The sequence below is a fragment of the Sphingobium boeckii genome (assembly GCF_014199215.1).
Lineage (GTDB): Bacteria > Pseudomonadota > Alphaproteobacteria > Sphingomonadales > Sphingomonadaceae > Sphingobium_A > Sphingobium_A boeckii.
This window is the reverse complement of record NZ_JACIJC010000005.1, coordinates 530,443-552,196: the sequence shown is the minus strand read 5'-3', so window position 1 is coordinate 552,196 and position 21,754 is coordinate 530,443. Positions and strand designations below refer to the sequence as shown.

Annotated in this window: 19 protein-coding genes and 2 tRNA genes; 20 read left to right on the top strand and 1 reads right to left on the bottom strand. The window is 62.5% G+C overall.

From position 1 onward, the window contains the following. The first annotated feature begins 89 nt into the window (after window positions 1–89). The 7 genes from FHS49_RS17195 (at window position 90) to FHS49_RS17165 (ending at window position 9,356) form a co-directional block, all read left to right on the top strand. Entirely contained in the window at window positions 90–362 is a 273-nt protein-coding gene (locus FHS49_RS17195) for an HU family DNA-binding protein (RefSeq protein ID WP_184020959.1), read from the top strand. A 228-nt stretch (window positions 363–590) separates the two neighbouring features. Beyond that, window positions 591–665: transfer RNA gene (locus FHS49_RS17190), tRNA-Val, on the top strand. 67 nt (window positions 666–732) lie between these two features. After that, window positions 733–1,149: a DUF2147 domain-containing protein gene (locus FHS49_RS17185; RefSeq protein ID WP_184020956.1), complete on the top strand. Its 417-nt coding sequence runs from the start codon at window positions 733–735 to the stop codon at window positions 1,147–1,149. A gap of 109 nt (window positions 1,150–1,258) precedes the next feature. Beyond that, window positions 1,259–2,779 (top strand): OpgD/OpgG family glucan biosynthesis protein, encoded by a 1,521-nt coding sequence (locus FHS49_RS17180; protein ID WP_184020953.1) that lies wholly within the window; start codon window positions 1,259–1,261, stop codon window positions 2,777–2,779. 154 nt (window positions 2,780–2,933) lie between these two features. Then, complete coding sequence (gene mdoH / locus FHS49_RS17175) at window positions 2,934–4,829, top strand: glucans biosynthesis glucosyltransferase MdoH (RefSeq protein ID WP_343053014.1); 1,896 nt, start codon at window positions 2,934–2,936, stop codon at window positions 4,827–4,829. Between the two features lie 299 nt (window positions 4,830–5,128). Further along, a complete protein-coding gene (locus tag FHS49_RS17170; RefSeq protein ID WP_343053013.1) occupies window positions 5,129–6,604 on the top strand; it encodes a hypothetical protein in 1,476 nt (491 codons plus the stop codon). 76 nt (window positions 6,605–6,680) lie between these two features. Continuing rightward, a complete protein-coding gene (locus tag FHS49_RS17165; RefSeq protein ID WP_184020947.1) occupies window positions 6,681–9,356 on the top strand; it encodes a TonB-dependent receptor domain-containing protein in 2,676 nt (891 codons plus the stop codon). Window positions 9,357–9,415: 59 nt separating this feature from the next. On the opposite strand, the gene FHS49_RS17160 is transcribed toward FHS49_RS17165, so the two are convergent. Continuing rightward, window positions 9,416–10,066, bottom strand: coding sequence for a prolyl hydroxylase family protein (locus tag FHS49_RS17160; protein ID WP_184020945.1), 651 nt, complete (start codon window positions 10,064–10,066; stop codon window positions 9,416–9,418). A gap of 208 nt (window positions 10,067–10,274) precedes the next feature. Here FHS49_RS17160 and FHS49_RS17155 point away from each other — a divergent pair, with 208 nt between their 5' ends. From FHS49_RS17155 to FHS49_RS17095, 13 genes are all read left to right on the top strand, one after another. Then, window positions 10,275–11,072 (top strand): type II secretion system protein N, encoded by a 798-nt coding sequence (locus tag FHS49_RS17155; RefSeq protein WP_343053012.1) that lies wholly within the window; start codon window positions 10,275–10,277, stop codon window positions 11,070–11,072. Next, complete coding sequence (gene gspD, locus FHS49_RS17150) at window positions 11,072–13,312, top strand: type II secretion system secretin GspD (protein ID WP_184021283.1); 2,241 nt, start codon at window positions 11,072–11,074, stop codon at window positions 13,310–13,312. Before FHS49_RS17155 ends, gspD begins: the two co-directional genes overlap by 1 nt. 47 nt (window positions 13,313–13,359) lie before the next feature. Continuing rightward, window positions 13,360–14,865 carry a type II secretion system ATPase GspE gene (gene gspE / locus FHS49_RS17145; RefSeq protein ID WP_184021280.1) on the top strand — a complete coding sequence of 502 codons (1,506 nt, stop codon included), beginning with the start codon at window positions 13,360–13,362 and terminating at the stop codon, window positions 14,863–14,865. Then, window positions 14,858–16,084, top strand: a complete 1,227-nt coding sequence (gspF, locus tag FHS49_RS17140) for a type II secretion system inner membrane protein GspF (RefSeq protein WP_184020939.1) — start codon at window positions 14,858–14,860, stop codon at window positions 16,082–16,084. The genes gspE and gspF overlap by 8 nt, the downstream gene beginning before the upstream one ends. Window positions 16,085–16,230: 146 nt before the next feature. Next, window positions 16,231–16,614: a type II secretion system major pseudopilin GspG gene (gene gspG / locus FHS49_RS17135; RefSeq protein WP_246350894.1), complete on the top strand. Its 384-nt coding sequence runs from the start codon at window positions 16,231–16,233 to the stop codon at window positions 16,612–16,614. After that, window positions 16,589–17,119 (top strand): GspH/FimT family pseudopilin, encoded by a 531-nt coding sequence (locus tag FHS49_RS17130; RefSeq protein ID WP_184020933.1) that lies wholly within the window; start codon window positions 16,589–16,591, stop codon window positions 17,117–17,119. The genes gspG and FHS49_RS17130 overlap by 26 nt, the downstream gene beginning before the upstream one ends. Then, window positions 17,106–17,549, top strand: a complete 444-nt coding sequence (gspI, locus tag FHS49_RS17125) for a type II secretion system minor pseudopilin GspI (RefSeq protein WP_343053011.1) — start codon at window positions 17,106–17,108, stop codon at window positions 17,547–17,549. Before FHS49_RS17130 ends, gspI begins: the two co-directional genes overlap by 14 nt. Further along, a complete protein-coding gene (gene gspJ, locus FHS49_RS17120) occupies window positions 17,546–18,253 on the top strand; it encodes a type II secretion system minor pseudopilin GspJ (RefSeq protein WP_343053010.1) in 708 nt (235 codons plus the stop codon). The genes gspI and gspJ overlap by 4 nt, the downstream gene beginning before the upstream one ends. Then, window positions 18,250–19,227 (top strand): type II secretion system minor pseudopilin GspK, encoded by a 978-nt coding sequence (gene gspK / locus FHS49_RS17115; RefSeq protein WP_184020930.1) that lies wholly within the window; start codon window positions 18,250–18,252, stop codon window positions 19,225–19,227. Before gspJ ends, gspK begins: the two co-directional genes overlap by 4 nt. After that, window positions 19,224–20,330, top strand: a complete 1,107-nt coding sequence (gspL, locus tag FHS49_RS17110) for a type II secretion system protein GspL (RefSeq protein WP_184020927.1) — start codon at window positions 19,224–19,226, stop codon at window positions 20,328–20,330. The genes gspK and gspL overlap by 4 nt, the downstream gene beginning before the upstream one ends. Further along, window positions 20,327–20,809, top strand: a complete 483-nt coding sequence (gspM, locus tag FHS49_RS17105; RefSeq protein WP_184020874.1) for a type II secretion system protein GspM — start codon at window positions 20,327–20,329, stop codon at window positions 20,807–20,809. The genes gspL and gspM overlap by 4 nt, the downstream gene beginning before the upstream one ends. Continuing rightward, window positions 20,806–21,525 carry a type II secretion system protein N gene (gspN, locus tag FHS49_RS17100; protein WP_184020872.1) on the top strand — a complete coding sequence of 240 codons (720 nt, stop codon included), beginning with the start codon at window positions 20,806–20,808 and terminating at the stop codon, window positions 21,523–21,525. The genes gspM and gspN overlap by 4 nt, the downstream gene beginning before the upstream one ends. A gap of 88 nt (window positions 21,526–21,613) precedes the next feature. Then, window positions 21,614–21,690, top strand: a tRNA-His gene (locus tag FHS49_RS17095). Window positions 21,691–21,754 lie beyond the last annotated feature (64 nt).

The following is a 21,754-nucleotide window of genomic DNA, read 5'->3' as shown; positions in this document are numbered from 1 at the left end:
TTGACAGCCTTGCAATGGTCGGCTTCAACTACGCGCCGGCACTATGCCGACCAATTGAAGCAACCACAAATCTAGGGGGTTCCCAGGGCATGAACAAGCAAGAGCTCATCGGCGCAGTCGCCGATGCATCGGGCCTGAGCAAGAGCGACGCCAGCAAAGCGGTGGAAGCCGTTTTCGATTCGGTGACCGGCGCTCTGAAAAAAGGTGACGAAGTCCGTCTGGTCGGATTTGGCACTTTCTCGGTTTCGAAGCGCAAAGCATCGACCGGCCGCAATCCGCGCACCGGCGAGCCGATGACCATCAAGGCTTCGAGCCAGCCGAAGTTCAAGGCCGGGAAGGGCTTGAAGGACGCTGTGAACTGATCTGATGTTTTCGTTCGGCGGGTCGTCCTTACGGGCACCCGCCGGATGAGCATCCCGACTCTCTTTGGGCGGCAGGACATCCTCGATGTCGGTCAAGAGCGGTCTGAACAAGGCGGGGCTTAGGCACCGCCTTTTCTTTTTGTTGCGGGGCGCATCATCCTTCGATATGGACCCGCTTCCGCCATGACCGGCGGCGTCGAGGAGTGACCAACTCCCCGGAAAAAGCGTGGGCGCGTAGCTCAGTGGTAGAGCACACCCTTCACACGGGTGGGGTCGCAAGTTCAATCCTTGCCGCGCCCACCACGCTTTTCTCCTATAGGATCAAATCGCCACAATTGTGATGTTGCGATTCGTGCCCCAGGAGCAGCCGATGCGTTTCACTCTTTCATTGGTCCCTGCGATGGCTTTGCTGATGCAGGTCGCTCTTGCCGCGCCCGCGATAGACGATGATCAACTGACGCAGGGCGTGTGGCGCAATAAAAAAAACAATGTCCATGTCCAGGCGCACCGGTGTGGAAAGAGCGTCTGTGGCACGATTATCTGGGCAAGCGACAAGGCCAAGGCCGATGCGCGCGCGGCGGGCACACCCAATCTGATCGGCCGGCAGTTGTTCGAGGATTTCAGGAAGGATGAAAAGGGAGTCTGGCACGGCCGGGTCTTCGTGCCGGACATCGGCAAAACCTTTTCCGGGACGATCAGGGCCATGAACAACGATATGATCAAGGGAACGGGATGCCTCTTTGCAGGCCTTTTCTGCAAATCGCAGATCTGGACGCGCGTGAAATAAGCGCGCTGCGCAGCGATCCGATTGCTCAGCGATGGCGGGCTCTGTGGAGCCAATTGCGGGCGAATGCGTTGGGCTACGCGCCCCATTGGGGCGTATTGACGAGGTGACGATGACGACACGACGCGAAGCGATTGCCGGGCTCGTAGCATTGGCCGTCGCCATGCGGACATCGGCGTTGATGCCCGCGGTCGGCAAAGCGACACCCTTTTCCTGGGATATCTTGCAGCAACGCGCACTCGATCTTTCCCGTCGCCCCTGGCAGGCATCGCCAAAACCGTCGCCCCTGATCGAGACGATGAATTACGATGCCGCCGGACAGGTGCAATTTCGCGCGGATCGCGCGCTTTGGCGCGAGCATGATGACAATAGCGCGACCCGTTTCTTCCCGCTGACCAAGAATGCCCGACACCCGGTTTCCATATCGGTGACCGAATCCGGCATGGCGCAGCGCCTGGCCTATAGCCCTTCGCTTTACGAGATTCCGGCACGCCATCCCATGAGCGCCATGGGGCAGACCGGAGGATTTTCGGGCTTCCGCTTCATGAACAAGGGCGGTGTAGGGGATTGGATGGCTTTTCAGGGGGCGTCCTATTTCCGCGCCGCGGGGCCGCTCCACCAATATGGCCTTTCCGCACGCGGGCTGGCGATCAACACGGGGATGAGCGGACCTGAGGAGTTTCCGGAATTCACGGATTTCTGGCTGGAGCGCGGGGAGGGCGGTGCGATCATCGTCTACGCCTTGCTCGACAGTCCAAGCGCGACGGGTGCCTATCGCTTCATCAACCGGCAGGGCACCGATGAGACGGTGCAGGATGTGAGCATGGTCGTGCATATGCGGCAGTCGGTGGTGCGGATCGGGATCGCCCCCCTCACCAGCATGTTCTGGTATGGCGAGGGCAATCGAACGCAGGCGCGCGACTGGCGGCCGGAGATCCACGATTCCGACGGCCTTGCGATCCGCATGGCTTCGGGCGAGCGCATCTGGCGGCCGTTGGTCAATCCGCCGCAGCCCAAGGTGAACAGTTTCGCCGCCGCCGCACCACGCGGTTTCGGGCTTTTGCAGCGGGATCGCCAATTCGATCATTATCAGGACGACGCGATCTTCAATGAAAAGCGGCCGAGCCTGTGGATCGAGCCGCAGGGCGATTGGGGCCACGGGGCGGTGACGCTGTATGAAATCCCGACCACGACCGAATATGCCGACAATATCGTTGCTTTCTGGACACCCGCGGCTGGTGCCAGCGCGGGGCAGCGCCTGGCCTATGACTATCGGATGCGCTGGATTGGCACCGAGCCCGAGCCGCTTTCAGTCGCGCATGTCATCAATTGCTGGACCGGGCAGGGGGGTGTGCCAGGGCAGCCGCCTCAGGCCAATGCCGCAAAGATAGTGATCGATTTCGAAGGGCCGCGTTTCGCGGGGCTTGGCGGCAGAAGCACTGTGAAGCCCGTCGTCGATGTCGCCAATGGGAGGCTGCTCAACACCGGCTGCTATCCGATCGACGGTCTCGTCAATTGCTGGCGGATGATCGTCGATGTGGAACGCGGACGCGACGGACCGGTTGATATTCGGGCCTTTCTCCAGAAGGGCGGGGATGCGCTGACCGAAACGCTCATCTATCAGCTTTCATGAAGTTTTCCGGAGAGTTCGGAACGCTTTCGCATCAGGACGGTTGAAAAACACAACGGCTCGTAAGCAGCCGGCGGAGAGGGTGCCATGGCCTGCGCACGATGCGCGCCTGGACAAGGATTGGGTTGCGTTGCTGAACACGATTTCCGCTGATGCCGTGAAAGCAGCCCCTCTGGTCAGCACTAGTGCGTGCAGATCATCGACACCGTCCGATCTGCCCGATGGCGCTCCTTTGCATATGCCCATCCAGTCGTTTCACAAGCTGCCAATGCCGGGCCGCCAGGTGGTGACCTCGCCCGAAGGAATGCTCGAAAGGCGGCTGCTGCTGGTCCTCGGTACCCTCGCCGTGGGACTGCTGGCCGCTTCCGAGATGGGCCGACCATTGACCGAAGACGGCACGTCTTTGCTCGATGCCGGGCTGTTCCTGCTATTTTTCAGCCTGTTCTGCTGGATCGCCTTCGGCTTCTTCAACGCGGTAGCGGGTTTTGTCGTGCTTGCCGGGCAGCGTGGATGGGGCGCGGCCGACAATGCCCATCCACCGATGCCACGCAAGCGAACCGCAGTGCTGATACCGGTCTACAATGAAGACGTGACGCCTTTATTCGCCCGCATCCGGACGATGACCGCTTCGGTCGGAGAGACTGGCGCGGGCGACATGTTCGATTTCTTCATCCTGAGCGATTCGGGTGTTCAGGCCGAGGCTGCGGAATATGCCGCTTATCGGGAGGTGAAGCACGTCAGTCCCGTGCCGCTATATTATCGCCGGCGCTTGGCGAATACGGCGCGCAAACCGGGGAATATCGCAGAATGGGTGTGTCGCTTCGGCGGTGGCTATGATTATATGATCGTGCTGGACGCGGACAGTCTGATGACCGGGCGGGCGATGATGCGGCTCGCCTCTATGATGGACCGCAGCCCCGGCGTCGGCCTGATCCAGACCATCCCCAGCGTGATCAACGGTCGCACGCTCTTCGCGCGCTGGCAGCAATTCGCTTCTGCCGCTTATGGTCCGATCGCCAGCGCCGGCCAGATATGGTGGTCGGGCGCGGAAGCGACCTTTTGGGGGCATAATGCCATTCTGCGCATCCGGGCCTTCGCCGATAGCTGCGGCCTGCCTGAATTGACCGGCCCTGAGCCATTTGGCGGCCATGTCATGAGTCACGACATGGTGGAGGCGGCCTTGATGCGCCGCCGGGGATGGGCGGCGCACATGATCGCGATGGTCGATGGCAGCCATGAAGAGTTTCCGCCGACCTTGAGCGACTTTGCCGTGCGTGATCGCCGCTGGTGCCAGGGCAATCTCCAGCATCTGCGCCTGCTCGGCGGGGCCGGATTTCACTGGATCAACCGGTTGCAGCTTTTGATGGGCGCGTCCGCTTATCTGACCGCGCCGCTCTGGTCGATCCTGACCATGACGACGCTGCTGTATATGCTGGGACTGACCGATCCGCCCGGCTTTTCCGGCTGGCCGCTACTGTTGACCGGCATTTTGCTTTTCCTGCCAAAAATCCTGTCTCTCGCGTTGCTGATGATGGACCGCGAAAGGCGAGAGAGACTTGGCGGCGCACGCCCGATCGTGCGCAGCATGATGTTCGAAGTGCCGCTGTCCATCCTGGTCGCGCCGCTCACCATGGTGTCGCAGACGCTCTCCATCATTGATATCCTGCGCGGCCAGGCCAGCGGCTGGTCCGCGCAACGCCGCGATGCGGACGGGATATCGTTGCGGGACGCTGCGCGCGACTATCGCTGGCATATGGGGGTCGGCGCGCTGATGTTCGCCGCGCTTGCCACGGGCGTGGATGGCACGATCTGGCTCGTGCCGATCATGGCCGGGTTGCTCCTGTCTCCCGTGATCGTGATGGTCACGTCGCGCAATGATATCGGTGAACGGCTTGGTCAGAGCGGCATTTTTCCCGCGTCCGATCCGCACGCCGCGCAAGCGTCGCAAACCGTGTCGGATGAGCCGGGCTTCGGCATTCGTGTAATCTCCAATCCGTCGAAAGACCGGTGCGATCCGGCGATGGAAACCCCGTTGCGCCAGCAGGCGGTGTAAAGCCTGACGCCCGGACAGTGTGACATATAATCGTCACATGATTGGCATCAAACCGTCTCAAAACCCCCACAACGCTGTCACGGACCATCCCTAGAGGCTCGTGCAGGGCGGTGACAGAGGGGCTTTGATTCGGCCCGCACCTCGCCCTGATCTTTTCACGAAGACCGGGCAGCCGGAGCGGAGACCATATGCACTCGATGACACGGATAAGCAGAATCCTTCTGGCCGGTTGCGCACTCGCAACCTTGGCCGCGTGCGGCGCGGATGACGTCGCATCGCCAGGCGAGGGTGGCATCATCGTGACGCCAACCCCGACGCCCACGCCGACTCCAACGCCCACCCCGACGCCAACGCCGGGTACGCCCGCTGCTGACTGCCCCACGGGCACGTCCGATGTCGGTACGATTGGTGCGTATCGCTCTTGCCGCATTCCGTCGCTCATCTCCGGCGCTCTTACGCTCCCGCGTCGCGCCGGCACAGCTTATGAAATCAATGGCCGCGTCAATGTAGGCGTCGATCTGGGCGGGGCAGGCACCGCGCCGGGCGGCGCCTCGGCGACGCTCACGATCGAGCCGGGCGTATTGGTCTATGCCAACACGACCAACGCGGATAACGATTTCCTCATCGTCAACCGTGGCTCGCGCATCGCAGCCGAAGGCACCGAAACGGCACCGATCATCTTCACCGCAGAGCAGAATCTGACAGGCGCAGTGACCGATGATACGCAGGGATTGTGGGGCGGTATCATCATGGCCGGCCGCGCACCGATCAGCAACTGCAATGCCACGGTCACCGGCGGCAGCGTCGGCTGTGAAAACGTCGTCGAAGGCACCGGCACCGCATTGTACGGTGGCGCGACGCCGACCGACAGCAGCGGCGTGTTTCGTTATGCGCAGATCCGCTATTCTGGCACGGTGATCAGCCCCAATAACGAATTGCAGGGATTGACCTTGGGTGGCGTTGGTTCGGGGACCCAGATCGACCATGTCCAGGTCCACAACAGCTCGGACGACGGCATCGAGGTCTTCGGTGGGCGCGTCAACATGCGCTATCTCGCGATCACAGGCGCTGACGATGACAGCTTGGATACCGATGTCGGCTATCAGGGCTTCATCCAGTTCGTGATCGCGGCGCAGAAGCCGAACAGCACGCAGACCGACAATTACATGATGGAGATCGACTCCAACGGTTCGGAAGACGCTCTGCCGCGCCAGTGGGGACGGATCGCCAACTTCACGTTCATTCAGACGACCAACGCGACCAATGCGGCCATCCGCATCCGCGGCGGCGCTGATTTCAACTTCGTGAATGGCATCGTGACCGGCCCGGGCGCGTGTTTGAACACGATTGCCTCGAACAGCGCAGCTGATCCTTCCACCATCCGTCCAACCAATGCAGCATTGGAGGATCAGGGTCCGCCGGTGTTCAACTCGGTGTATTTCGCTTGCGCCAGTTCTTATGCTGAAACGGCGGCTTCGGGGGTGACCATCACAAGCGCGCAGCAGGCTGCGTTTTTCACCGCCGGCACGAACAATGTCGCGCTTGGAACGGGTGCATTGCAGAACGGCTTCTATGCCGCGGGTGCGGCTGCCACCAACCCGGCTTATAATGCAGCGCTGCTTAACCCTACGGGCACGTCGTTCATGGTCACCACCAGCTATATCGGCGCGGTGCGGGATGCGAATGACACTTGGTTCCGCGGCTGGACGTGCAATTCCAACCGGGCGACTTTCAGCACGACGAGCGGCCTCTGCACGGCGTTGCCAACAAGCTGATCGCATACACTGTCATGGGGACGGCCGTCATGACGGCCGTCCCCGATTGTCTAAAAGAAAACGGGGAAGCCGTCACATGAAGAAGCCGCTCAGTTTCGGGAGTCTGCTCCTGCTCACATCGGCGCTGATCGCTCCGCCCGCGCTCGCGCAGGGCGCAGAACCGCAGACGGCTGAGCCGGCTCTGCAGGCGCAGGGCGAAAATGATGCGGAAAGCGACGGCGGCGAAGCCGTCGATATTTCAGCGCCCGGCGCAAGCAGCGGTGGGGACGAGATCGTCGTTACGGGCCGCTTCATTCCCAATATTGCACGGATCACACCCGAAGTGGTTTCGGTGCTGTCTTCCGCGGACATCGCGCGCACGGGTGAAGGCGACATCGCGGGCGCGTTGCAGCGTGTCACCGGTCTGAGCGTGGTCGGCAACGGCTTCGTCTACGTGCGCGGTCTGGGTGATCGCTATTCGCTTTCGCTGCTCAACGGGTCGCCCTTGCCTTCGCCGGAGCCTTTGCGTCGCGTGGTGCCGCTCGATATCTTTCCAACCAACGCCATCGCCAGCGCTTTGGTGCAGAAAAGCTATTCAGTGAACTATCCGGGCGAATTCGGCGGTGGCGTGATCAATCTCACGACCTTGGCCGTGCCCAAGGAAAGCTTTTTCCAGCTTGGCGGATCGATCGGGATCGATACCGAGACGACGGGCAAATTGGGTTATACCTATTATGGCGGCGATACCGACTGGCTTGGCTATGATGACGGCACCCGCAAGGTTCCCGGCTTCGTCAAGGAAGCAGGCGCTGGCGGGACATCGCTGACGCCCGAACAGGCGACACAGCTTTCCAACGCATCGACCACGCTGCTCCAGCGCAATCGTGATATTCCACCCCAGTTCAAGGGTGAATTCAGTTTCGGTACTGCAAAGGATATCGCCAACGGGCGGATCGGGATCATCGCTGCAGCCGGAATCGACAATAGCTGGCGCACACGCGATGCGATCCAGCAGGCCACCGATGACGTGAACGGCGGCGTGCAGCGCGATTTCCGCACGGTGCTGACCGAGAATCGTATGCTGGTAAACGGCCTGCTTGGCTTGGGTGCCGAGTTTGGCGAACACAAGATTCGTATCACCAACCTCTATATTCACGACACGCTGAAGCAATCGCGGCTGGGCGCGGGTTCGGATGCCAATATTTCGAGCCTGCCCGGCGTTCCGGCCCTGATCGAACAGAATACCAACTGGTTCGAGCGCCAGTTGATCGACAATCAGGCCGTCGGTGAATTCAAATTCGGCGATTTCAATGTTTCGCTGCGCGGCAGTCATGCCAATACCAAGCGCAAATCGCCCTATGAGCGGCAATTCACCTATCAATACAGCACTTTGGTGAATGACTATGTCAATTCGCTCAGCGGCACGCAGTCGGCATCGATTGCCTTCAGCGATTTGAGCGAAACTTTATGGGCCGGCGCGGCCGATCTGAGCTATACCATTCAGGCGGCGCGGCCGATCACCGTATCCGCGGGCTATGCCTATAATGATACGGATCGCGTTTCGAGCCGCTACACCTTCCGTTATGTCGGCCCCGGCGCTGCACCTTTGAACCCAGTCGTTTCCCAGCTTCGTCCCGACTATCTCCTCTCGGACTACACGATCCTGACCAACGGCATCATTTTGCAGAACACGTCGACATCGCAGGGGTCTGCTGAATATGATGCGTCTCTGCGCATTCATGCTGGCTATGGCCAGGTCGAAGCCGAACTGATGGACGGCCTGCGCGCCACGGTCGGTGTGCGCTATGAGACCGCGCTTGAACGGGTGACCTCGATCGGCGCGGCGACAGGCACCAATCTCGACAATGATTATTGGCTGCCGGCCGCCACGGTGACATGGAATTTCGCCGAAGACATGCAGTTGCGCCTTCATGGGTCGCGTACATTGGCGCGTCCGCAATTCCGCGAGTTGGCACCGCAAATCTATCAGGATTTCGAATCCGATCGCCAGTTTATCGGCAATCCATTCCTGGTGGATTCCAAGCTCGATAATTTCGAGGCGCGCTATGAATGGTATTATGCGCGGGACCAGCAGCTCAGCATCGCCGGCTTTTACAAGAAGATCAAAAATCCAGTCGAGGCCATTGCGACCTTTACCTCCGATGGTCGTCTGCAGACCGGCTTTTCCAATGCGCCCAGTGCGAATCTGCTGGGTGGTGAAATCGAGCTTCGCAAATACATTCCGCTCGATACGCTGGGCGGCGATTTCTTCGCCACGCACCGCATCGTCCTGATCGGCAATTATTCTTACACGAAATCAAAGATCAAGGCTGGCGACGAGCTGGTGCCCGATCCCATTCAACCGGGCGGTACACCGCGTTATCAGCAGGCCAATCTGCTGTTCAGCGATGGCGCGCCGATGGTCGGGCAATCCGATCACTTGGTAAATGTGCAGGTCGGCCTGGAAGATACCGAGGCGCTTTCGCAGATTACGATGCTGTTCAGCTATGCCAGCGAACGCGTCACCAATCGTGGTCCGATCAGCTCGGGCGTGCGCCTTCCCGATATCGTCGAAAAGCCGGGTATCCGCTTGGATGTGGTAGCGCGTAAGGGTGTCACGATCGGCAATGCCGAGGTCGAGCTGAAGTTTGAAGCGCGCAACCTGACCCGGACGAAATATCAAGAATATCAGCAGTTCGATGCGAACCGCGTCGATATCAACACCTATGCGCTGGGTCGCACCTTCTCGCTGGGCGCCAGCGTGAAATTCTGATCAGCCCTCCATTGCCCCCAAGCGGCGCGGTTCCCATTCCTGGGAGCCGCGCCGTTCGGCTATTGGGGCCAGGGGCGTTCCCTGAACCACTTTGTCACGACATATTTCGTGCCCGCGCGGACCTTCATGCCGTGGTGGATCGTCGACGGGTTGGGCGTGCCGTCCTTGCGCTGGTTGTTCCAGGCGAGTAATTTTCCGGTCTCGGGCTGGACGATCTTGTCGATCGCCTTGAACCGCGTCGCGCCACCAGCGTCGGGCGTGTTGAGATAAAGCATCGCCGTCCAGGTGCGCTGCCCGGTCTCCGCGCAATATTTCAGGAAATCGGCCCCCATCGGCTCGAAATAATCGGTGTGCGCCTTGAATTCCTGCCCCACGGCATAGCGCTGCCCCTGGAGCGGTTCGCCGAAGATCGGATCCACCCCCAGGAAATCCGCGATGCGCCGCTCAAGCCCATCGACGCGCGGATCGATAGCATCGAGATAGCAGGTTTCGCTCGTGCGATAGAGCGGATCGCCATTGGCGTCGGCGATGGTGGAGGGCTGGCGGCGCGCGTCGATGAGTTCCACGAGGATCGCGCAGGTGACCGGATCGAGAAAATCCTTTTGTACGAACAGATCGAGCTTGGGGCTGGGCACGCGCTGAACGCCCGGCTGCGCCGTGACATAGGCCGCGGCCTTTGGGCCGGTGCCGTTGGGAAGATGGGACTCCATGCGCGGGTTAAGCCGCCAGACGCGCGGGACATCAAGCGTGAAAAACAGGGGCTTGCCCAAAAATCACTGGCTGTTCATCGCATACGGCGCTGGACGCCACAAAGTGGTAACACTAACGTCATCTAAGGTTAACACAGGGGGGCTAGGCGCGGCGTCTCCCAGGGGGAACAAGATGCGTTTGAGTTTGGATGGCAGGGCGAAGAGGTGGTTGCGCAGATTGCCGCACTACAGCGTCTACAGCATTGCCGAAATTCTGCTGCTCACGCTGCTGGCGATCCAGCTTGCCCGTCTCGTCTGGGCTGTGGCGGCCCCGGTTGGACCACTGGGGGAATGGCGTCTGGCCGACCGGATCTCCGGCGTAACTTCGGGCAAGGCCGAGCTTTTTCGCAGCTTCGATCCCTTTTTTCGTCTTCAGGACGGCGGCACGGCTGTCGTCACTTCGCTCCAACTCACCTTGTTTGGCACGCGCATGGATGAAGTGAATGGCCGCGGTTCGGCAATCATCGCAGGTCCGGACGGCGTGCAGAACAGCTTTGCCGTGGGCGATGAGGTGATGCCGGGTGTCATCCTGAAAGCCGTGGCATTCGACAGCGTTTCGATCGATCGCGGTGGCGCGCTGGAGCAGATTTTCCTCGATCAATCCGTGCCGGCGCCCGCGGCGGCCGAATTGCCCCCGGGCGGTCGCCTGGGTGGACCGCCCCCGCCGCCCTCGGCCGCCGGTCAGCCGGTGACCGCCGATCAGATTCGCACCAGCATCCAGTTTCTGCCGCGCGCCGAAAAGGGCAGGGTCACCGGTCTGGTGCTGCGTCCCGCGGGTGATCCGGGCGTGTTCATCAATGCGGGTTTCCGCGATGGCGACATATTGGTCGCGATCAACGGCCAGCCGATATCCTCTCCCGATGATGCCCAGCGGCTCGCGGCGCAACTCAAGCCGGGCAGCAATGTCTCGGTGAATGTCGAGCGCGGCAGCGGTGTCGTCCCCATTGCCATCACGATTGCGAAATGATGATGAGACAGTTTGCCGGCGCTGCGAGCGCCATTGCGCTGATGCTGAGCGCGCCGCTGGTGGCGCAACAGACGCTCAATGTGCGCGACGCCGATATCCGGGCCTTCATTCAGGATGCCGCGCGGGTGACGGGACGGACGTTCATTATCGACCAGCGCGTGCAAGGCAAGGTATCGGTGGTGACCGATCGGCCGCTCTCCAAATCCGAATATTTCGAGGTGTTTCTCTCCACGCTTCGCGCCAATGGTCTGGTCGCCATCCCGACCGCGGGCGGATCCTTCCGGATCCAGCCATCCGACAGCGCCGCGGCGCAGCCGGGGCGCGTGGGCACGCGGGGCAGCGCGCAGAATAGTTTCGTGACCGAGGTCTTCCGCCTGCGATCGATCGACGCGGATTCAGCCGTGGCCACCTTGCGGCCCCTGGTCAGCAAGGAAGGCTCGGTCACCGCCAATCGCAGCGGCAATTCGATCGTGGTTGCTGATTATGGCGATAACATCCGCCGCATCCGCGAACTGGTGCGCCAGATCGACCGGGACAGCGCCTCGACGCGCGTGCTGGCGCTGAAGAATGCGGGCGCGCGCGAAATCGCGACATCGCTCCAGCAACTGGTGGGCGGTGGCGGGGCTTCGGGCGGCGGTGGTGCCGAAGGCGGCGCAGTGCGTGGCGGTCCGGCGGTCAGCGTGGTGGCGATCGACAGCAGCAATTCGATCGCCTTCCGGGGCGATCCCTCGACGGTCGATCGCCTGATGGAAATTGCGCGCGACCTGGATACGCGCGCGGCCAGCGGGACCGAGGTGCGGGTCTATTGGATGGAACATGCCGATGCCGGGCTTTTGCTCCCTGTGCTGCAGCAGCTTGTCGGCCAACAGCCGTCTGCCGCCGTGGCAATGGGCGGGTTCAGTACCGCCAGCCGCTCCACCGGTGTCGGCGGCGGCAATGCATCGGCCGCGCCGATCTCCAATCCGGTCAGTGCCGCGCCGATGGCATCGGGTGACAATAATGGCGGCGGGATCGGCATTCAGGGCCGCGGCACGGCGATCGTCACGCGCTATGAAGGCGCCAATGCCATCATCGTGGCAGCGCCGCAGGATATTCAGCGCCAATTGGGCGAAATCGTGCGGCAGCTCGATACGCGGCGCGAACAGGTGCTGGTCGAGGCGATCATCGTCGAGCTTTCGGATACGGCGACCAAGAAGCTGGGCGTCCAGCTCTTGGCGGGCGGCCCCTGGGGCGGGGTGGCCACGCCCTTCTCCAATGCGCAACCCAATATCCTCACCGTGGGCGGCGCTTTGCTATCCGATCGGATCGGATCAAGCACGACCACGACCACCAATAATGGCACGACGACGACCACCACGACGGGCAATGGGATCAGCGACGAATTGCTCAAATCCGCGGTGAGCAGCGTCTCTGCGGCGACGGGCGGGCTGTTTGGCCTTGGCGTCGATCTGGGCAATGGCAATGTGCTGGGCGCGATCATCAATGCGGTGAAGAGCGATACAAAATCGAATCTCCTTTCCACCCCGTCGATCATGACGCTGGATAATCAGGAAGCGCGGATCCTGGTCGGGCAGGAAATCCCGATCACCACGGGTGAAGCGTTGGGTGCCAATCTAGACAACGCATTCCGTACGATCCAGCGTGAAAATGTCGGTATTCAGCTTGAAGTGAAGCCGCAGATCAACACCGGTGGCGCGATCAAGCTGTTTCTCCGCCAGGAAGTCAGCTCAATCGCGGGACCGGTTTCAAGCACGTCGAACGAGTTGATCCTCAACAAGCGCGAGATCGAAACGACGATCACGGTGGATGACGGGCAGATCGTGGCGCTGGGCGGCCTGCTGGATGATAGCGAGCGGCGCACGATCGAAAAGGTGCCGTTGCTGGGCGATCTGCCTGCCATCGGGGCGCTGTTTCGCTCCAAATCGCGCACGCGCAGCAAGACCAATCTGATGATCTTCATCCGCCCCACGATCATTCGCAACGCTGCGGACGCCCGGCGGATCGCGGAGCAACGCTATGGCTATGCGCGCAATCAGCAGCTTCTGGAACGCCCCGATCGGGAGCCGACGCTGGACGAGCTTGTGCGCGAATATCTGTGGGCAACGCCGCCGATCCCCGCCTCCGTGCCGGGCGATCTCATCACCCCGCCGCTCGAGGTGATCGTGCCCACGGTGAGAAACTCGACCACCCAAACCATCATCCCCGTCGATCTGCCGGCTTCGGGGCAGCCGCCGCGATGAAAATCGGGCGCGGCAGCGATATCGAGACGGACCCTTTGGCGGCGGAGATGCCGCCCGTCGTGGAATCGTCGCCGGTTTTGCTGGTCAACATTCCTTACGGCTTCGCGCGCAAATTCGGCGTGGTGATGGTGGGCAAGGAAGAGGGCCGCTTTGTGATCGCCATGCGCGAAGGCAGCGATCCTCGCGCATTGCTTGAAGTGCGGCGCTATCTCGGTCAGCCGTTCGATGTGTCGTTCGTGGCGGTGGAGGCGTTCGATCGCCTGCTCTCCGAACGCTATGCGATGGACGGGCAGGCGGCGGCGATGGCCGCGGGATCGCTGGGCCTGGGCGATGATCTGGATCTGATTGCGACCGATCTCCCCACGGCGGACGATCTGCTCGACAGCGCCGACGATGCGCCCGCGATCCGGCTGATCAACGGGATCATCGCGGAGGCCGCGCGCCAGGGCGTGTCCGACATCCATATCGAGCCTTATGAAACCGGCCTCGTGATCCGGATGCGGATCGATGGCGTGCTGCGGGAAACGCTCAGGATGCCGCCGCATGTGGCACCCGTGGTGGTCAGCCGAATCAAGGTGATGGCGCGGCTTGATATCGCCGAGCGCCGCGTGCCGCAGGACGGCCGCATCGGGCTCACGCTGGGGGGTAAATTGCTCGATGTGCGCGTGTCCACGCTGCCGAGCCGGGCGGGAGAGCGCGTGGTGCTGCGTATTCTCGACAAGGAGAATGCCGGAATCGATCTCGATGTGCTGGGCATGACGGGGGATACCGACGCGCTGATGCGTGAGGCGCTGTCGGAACCGAATGGCATCATTCTGGTCACCGGCCCGACGGGCTCGGGCAAGACCACCACGCTTTATGCAGGCCTGCGCCAGTTGAATGATGGCACGCGCAATATCCTGACGGTCGAGGATCCGGTGGAATATGCCATCGAGGGCGTCGGCCAGACCCAGGTGAATGCCAAGGTCGGCCTCACTTTCGCCGCTGGGCTCCGCGCAATCCTGCGCCAGGATCCCGATGTGGTGATGGTCGGCGAAATTCGTGACCGGGAGACTGCTGATATCGCGGTGCAGGCGTCGCTCACTGGGCATCTCGTGCTGTCCACGGTTCACACCAATGATGCCGTCGGCGCGATCACGCGGATGCGCGACATGAAGGTGGAGCCGTTCCTGCTCGCCTCCACGCTGCGCGCGGTGATCGCGCAGCGCCTCGTGCGGCGGCTGTGTCAGGATTGCCGCAAACCGGTCCAGGCCTCGGGTTCGGTGAGTTCCTTGCTGGGCTTTGATTCCGGAACAGTGATCTATGAGGCGGTCGGGTGCGAGAAATGCAGCGGCACGGGCTATAAGGGCCGGATCGGCGTGTTCGAGGCGATCCGCATCGACGATACGATCCGTCGCCTGATCAATGATGGCGGCGATGAAGCGATCATCGCGCGCCATGCCTTTCTCAATGCCCCCAATCTCGGCTCCGCCGCACGCAAGCTGGTGCGCGAAGGCCTGACGACGCCCGAGGAAGCGGTCCGGATTTCGCGCCGCGAATCCGTCGATGCCTGATTTCGATTATCTCGCGCTGGATACGGCGGGCCGGGAAAAGCGCGGCCGCGTTGTGGCCCCCAATATGGATGACGCGCGCGCCCGGCTTGATGCGCGCAAATTCTATGTGGTGAAGATCGCGGAGGGGCATGGTGCCCCACAAGCTGCGCCGCCTCTGGTGTCCGGCTCGTTCATGAAGCGCACCACGATCAGCGGCAAGCAACTGACGCTGTTCACCCGCCAATTGGCGACTTTGGTGCAGGTCAGCCCGCTGGAGGAATCGCTCCGGACGATTTCGCGCCAGACCGAGCAGCCGCATGTCCGCGCCGTGCTGATCCGCGTTCATGCCTCGGTGATGGAAGGTCGCCGCCTGTCCGAAGCGATGGGGCGGGAGGCGAAGAGCTTTCCGCCGCTCTATCGTGCGATGGTCTCGGCGGGCGAAAGCTCGGGCACATTGGGGCTGATCCTTGATCGCCTGTCCGATCTGCTGGAGCGCCAGGCGCAGGTGAAAGGCAAGGTGACGAGCGCATTGGCCTATCCCGTCGTGCTCGCTTTGGTGGCGGTGTTCGTGGTGACCGCGCTGATGATCTTCGTCGTACCCAAGGTCGTCGAGCAATTCGATACCGTCGGCCAGAAATTGCCGTTGCTGACGCGGATGGTGATGGGCCTTTCCGATTTCCTCGTAAACTGGTGGTGGTTGCTCGCGATCATGATCGCCGGCTTGGGCGCGCTGATATGGCGTGCGCTCAAGGAGCCGGCGATCCGTCTCGCGGTGGATCGACGACTGTTGCGCATTCCGCTGATCGGGCGGCTGATCCGCGATCTTCATGCCGCGCGCATGGCGCGGACGCTTTCGACGATGGTCGCGAGCCGGTTGCCGCTGCTGGAAGGGCTGACTCTGACGAGTCAGACCATCCACAATCGCGCGCTGAAAGTGGCGTCCGAAGATATAGTCGAGGCGATCCGCGGCGGCGGTAGCCTCTCCGCCGCGCTGAAGCGGGCAGGGGTGTTTCCGCCCCTGCTGGTCTATCTGGCGGCGAGCGGCGAGGCGGCGGGCAAGCTCGATGTGATGCTGGAGCGCGCGGCCGATTATCTGGAGCGGGAATTTGACGGTTTCACGGCCACCGCGCTCTCGCTGCTCGAACCCGCCATCATCGTCGTGATGGGCGGCGTGGTCGCGCTGATCGTGCTATCCATCCTGTTGCCAATCTTGCAACTCCAGTCGCTGGCCGGAGCCTGAGGGAAGATATGAACCTTTTACGCCTTATTAGTCAGTCTCGCGAAAGCGGGAATCCCGCTTCTATCCCTTCTCTTCTCGGCCAGAAGAAGCGGGATTCCCGCCGGCGCAGGGATCACAATGAAGACGGCTTTACGCTCGTCGAACTCATGGTGGTCATCGTTATCATCGGGCTGCTTACGACGCTGGTGGTGGTCAATGTGCTGCCACAACTCGGCAAGGCCAATCAGAAAAAGGCCGAGGCGGATATCTCCACGCTGGAGCAGGCGCTGGAGACCTATCGCATGGACAACCGCACTTATCCCAGCGCCGCCGATGGCTTGCGCGCTCTGGTCCAGGCACCCGGCGGCCTCGCGCAGCCGCAGCTCTATCAGCAGGGCGGCTATATCAAGAAGCTGCCCGACGATCCGTGGGGCCGGCCCTATCTTTACGCCACGCCGGGCCGCAACGGCAGCTTCGATATCTGGTCGCTCGGCGCGGACGGGCAAGAAGGCGGCGAGGGGGAAAATGCCGATATCGGCAACTGGCGCTGATCACGAGAAGGGCTTTACGCCCGCTCGGCGTTACGCCGAAAACGGCTTCACGCCCCATCGGCGTTCCGCCGAAAACGGCTTCACGCTAGTCGAACTGATGATCGTGCTGGTGATCATCGGGCTGATGTCGGCTGCGGTGGTGGTGCTGATGCCTGATCCCCGCGGCAAGCTGGTTCACGAAGCGGAGCGTTTCGCCGCGCGCGCGCAGATCGTGCGCGACGGCGCGGTGATCGACGGGCGGGAGGCCAGTGTGGTGGTCGATCCTCTGGGCTATGGTTTCGAGGAAAAACGGCAGGGTGCGTGGCATCCGATCCAGCAAAAGGCGCTGGGACGCACGCGCTGGAGCGAAGGCACCGGCATCGCCATGGGCCGCGAGACCCACAAGACTGTCATATTCGACACGACAGGCCTGGTGAGCGAACCAGTGACCCTGACGCTCAAACGGGGCGGTGAACGCGTCGGCATCGCCATCGGGCTGGACGGAGATATCCGTGTCGTCCTCTGATCGATCCCCTGCTGAACGTGGCTTCGCAGCTTCGCGACGTTTCGCCGAACACGGCCTCGGGTCTTCACGGCGTTCCGCCGAACACGGCTTCACGTTGATCGAAATGCTGGTCGCGCTGGCGGTGTTCAGCCTAGCCGCGCTGGCGCTGTTGCGGCTTGAGGGTGCAACGATGGCGAGCACCTTCACACTGGATCAAAAGCTGATGGCGCAAACCGTCGCGCGCAACATCGCGGTCGAGACGATCACTGACCCCGCTGCGCCCACCTTCGGCAAGACCAGTGGCGAAGAGGTGAATGGCGGGCAGAGCTGGCGCTGGACCCGGCAGACCGTGCGCACCGCGGATGCCCGCGTGGCTCGCGTGGATATCGCGGTGGCGGATGACGCGGGGCGGACGCTGGCCGGGCTGACCGTGGTCAGGACTCTCAAGTGATTCATGGCTCCTCGCAGCGAGACGGCTTCACGCTCCCTTGGCGTTCCGCCGAAAACGGCTTCACGCCCCTTCGGCGTTCCACCGAACACGGCTTCACGCCCCCTCGGCGCTCCGCCGAAAACGGCTTCACGCTGGTCGAACTCCTCGTTTCATTGCTGATTTTCGGGATGCTGGCTTCCGCCGGGGTCGCGTTATTGAGCTTCAGCGTGCGCGCTCAGGCCTCCGCGCAGCGCAAGCTGGATGGCATGGCCGAAGTGCGTCGCTTGGCGGGGGCGCTGACCGGCGATCTTGCGCAGGCGATCCCCCGGATCACGCGCGGCGACAATGGCGATCGGCTGCCGGCCTTTCAGGGCACCAGCGGCGGCGAAGGTGCACCCTTCCTGACGCTCATCCGCACCGGATGGAGCAATGCGGGCAACGCCCCGCGGTCTTCGCTGCAAAAGGTGGAATATCGGCTCAATGCGGGCCGGATCGAGCGGATGGCCTATGCCATGCCCGATGGCGGCACGGCCCAGCCCGGCGCAGCATTGTTCAAGGATGTCGCTGCGGTGAAGCTGCGGTTCCGCGTGGATAATGACTGGCAGGATCGCTGGGAGCCAACGCGGACCGACGCGATGCCGCGCGCGGTTGAACTGATGATTACGCCGGCCAGAGGCGCTGCGATCCGTCAGCTTTTCCTGGTCGGATCGGGCTATCGGCAATGAAGCGCGGGGAAGAAGGCGCGGCGCTGTTGAGCGTTTTGCTGCTGGTGGCGATCATCTCGGTGCTCGCGGTATCGGCGCTTGAACGGCTGAAACTGTCCACGCATCTGGCGGCGAATGGCGCAGCGCTGGATCAGGCGCGCGCCTATGCACAGGCGGCGGAAACGCTGGCCGTGATGCGGATTACCGATCTGTCGGAGGCCGATCCGCTTCAGACCAAGACCGCAGGGGGCTGGAACGGCAAGCGCTTCAACCTGCCGATCCCCGACGGCACCGCCACGGCGCGCATCCGTGACGGCGGCAATTGCTTCAATCTGAACAGCGTGGCGAGCGGCCAATTGGCGACGCAACTCGCCCCCAGCCCCGCCGGAATCGCGCAGTTCGTGGCGCTGATGGAGGCGGTGGAGATCAATCCCGCCATGGCCCGGCGCATCGCGGCGGCGCTGGCGGACTGGCTCGATTCCGATGGCGTCGCCGCGCCGGACGGCGCGGAGGATGAATATTACAGCGGCCTGGCCGTGCCCTATCTCCCCGCGAACACGCGCATGTCCGATGCCAGCGAATTGCGCGCGGTGGCCGGGGTCACGCCCGAGATTTACGAACGGCTGCGTCCCTGGATCTGCGCGCTGCCCGATAGCGAATTGTCGCCGCTGAACATCAATACGCTCACCCCGGATCAGGCACCGCTCTTTGCGATGCTGTTGCCGGGCAAATTGGATGTGGTCCGCGCGCGCAAAATGCTCGCGGAGCGGCCGGCGGGTGGCTATGAGAGCGTTCAGAGCTTCTGGAAAGTCCCGGCGCTCGAAGCGTTGAATCCGGGGGCCGAAGTGTACCAGCAGACAAAGTTGAAGACCCGCTGGTTCGCCCTCGATATCATGATCGTGGTCGGCAATGCCGAATTGCAGGAAACCGCGCTGATCGACGGCGCGCTGTCACCCGCCGTGCTGGTGAGCCGCCAATGGGGCGATCCTTCATGATTGCTGAGCGTTTCCTGTTGCTCCATCTGCCCGCCGCCGCCGATTCGCCAATCGGATGGAGTCGCGTCTCTGCCGATGGAGTCGATTCGTCGGGCGACGATCTGCTGGTGATCGATCGGGTAGAGGATGATGCTGATGCGCGCGTGATCGCCATCGCGCCGGCCACGGATGTGACGATCAACTGGGCTGAACTGCCCGGACTCGCCCCGGCGCAGGCGCGCGCGGCGGCGCGGTTGTTGGCAGCGGAAAACAGCATCGCGCCGATCGAAAGCCTGCATATCGCCATCGGTGCCGACGAGGCGGATCGGGACGATCGGCTGATCGCGACGGTGTCCGTTGATCACATGACATCCTGGCTCGCGCGCGCGCAGGCGCTGGGCTTCGATCCTGATGCGGTGGTGCCGGCCTCGTTGCTCGTCCAGCGCCCCGAATCGGGCTATGTTCGCGCCGATATCTTCGGTCAGACGATCGTGCGCAGCCATGACAGCGCCTTTGCCGATGAGCCGGGCTTGACCGAATTGATCACGGGCGATGCGCCGATCGCGGATGTGGTGATCGGAACAGAATTGCTTTCGATCTTCGCGGATCCACCGGTCGATCTGAGGCAGGGAGCGTTTGCGAAAAGCCGTCGCTGGCAGATTGACTGGAAATTGGTGAAGCGGCTCGTGCTGATCGGTGCGGGGATCGCGCTCGCGACGCTGCTGATCACGCTGGTGCTGATCTTCAAATATGGCGCTGACGCAGACCGGATCGATCGGGAGACCCGCACGCTGGCGCAATCCGTTGTGCCTGAGGCGCGAGACACGCAAAGCGCGGTGACCGCGCTGGATGAGCGGCTGGCCGGTTATCGCGGTGGCGGCGCGGGCTTCTCCAACAGTCTCGCGGCCTTGTTCACCGCGGTGCGGCGCACGGGCAATGTTGAACTGGCCGCGCTTGATTTCGCGGTGGATGGTTCGATGAAGATTACCGTCTCCGCCGCCAGCCCCGCCGATATCGCAGCCTTCCAGCAGGCCATGCAGGCCATGGGGTTCAGCGGCACGGCGACCCAGCCGCAATCGGCTGCGGGCCGCCAGACCCTCGAAATGACGGTAAAACTGCCATGACCGCAGCGTTCAAACTCTGGTGGACCGGCCTCAGCCTGCGCGAACAGCGGATGATGCTGGTCATGGTCGCGCTGCTGGCGATCACGATCCTGTGGCTGGGGATCATCCGTCCGGTGGACAATGCACTGTCCAGCGCGCGCGAACACCATGGCCGCGCTGTGGTCCAGAATGCGCAGGTGGCAGCGAAGGTCGAAGCCGTGCGCGATCTGCGCAGGACCGTGCCACCCGCACTGGACGCCGATGTCGCCACCGCAATCGGGCAATCCGCCAGCGAGGTGGGGTTCGTGCTGGGCAAGATCGAGGCGCAGGGCCGCGACAAGGCCAGCCTTTCCATCGCATCGGCCCGGCCAACGGCCTTTTTCGGATGGCTGCAGGATCTGGAGCGACGCGGCATCTTTCCCGAAACACTGCGCGCCCGCGCAAACAGCGATCGAACACTCAATATCGAAGGCGTTTTCCGGGGGAGGGCGGCGCAATGAAGATCCGCCTGCCACTCGGCCGCAGCGTCTTTCTGCTGTGCGCATTCCTCATTGCTTTGGTGGTGTTCCTCCCCATGCGCCTCGCGTTGGGCTGGCTCGGCCTTGATCAAAAGGGCATCTCGGCGCGCGCCGTCAGCGGCATTATCTGGAGCGGAAGGCTCGCCGAGGTGCGGGTGGGCGATGCGCCGGTCGGCGATCTCAAGGCTGGCCTGTCTCCCGTCCAGTTGCTTGTGGCGCGGGCTCGGGTGAACATCGCCAGCGCCGGCAGTGCGCCGGGCCGCATCCAGGGAGCGATCGGCGTGACGCGCAACAGCTTCGGCCTGGACGATATGACGGGGGCGATTCCCGTGGCGGCCGCCTTTGCGCCACTTCCGCTGGAAACGCTTGACCTGAGCGACGTGAGCCTGCGCTTCGTCGATGGCCAATGCACTCAGGCGAATGGACAGGTCCGCGCGATGCTCGCCGGTGAGATCGCCGGGCTCAATCTGGCGCAGGGGCTGAGCGGCAATGCCCGATGCGACGGTGGGGCGCTGCTACTGCCGCTGCAGAGTCAGTCCGGCATGGAGAAGCTGGCACTTAGAATGTTCGAAGATGGCCGCTACACGCTGGATTTCATGGCGCGTCCGGCTGATCCGGCCATGGGTGCAAAGCTGGCCGGCGCGGGTTTCAGGGAGACACCACAGGGTTATCAATTTTCGCTCAAAGGGCGGTTTTAAGGCACAGCATTACGGCCCAGGCCAACCCAGCGCTTGACGCTGCCCCCCAGCGCGCCTTATGAGCGCGCCCGGCCCAGAGCGGCCCATGGCGATCGTAGTTCAATTGGTTAGAGCACCGGCTTGTGATGCCGGAAGTTGCGGGTTCAAGTCCCGTCGGTCGCCCCACTTTCTCTCTTGCATATTTCCGCTGGTGAAATCGCGCTTGAAACTATATTATCTATTTTGGTAA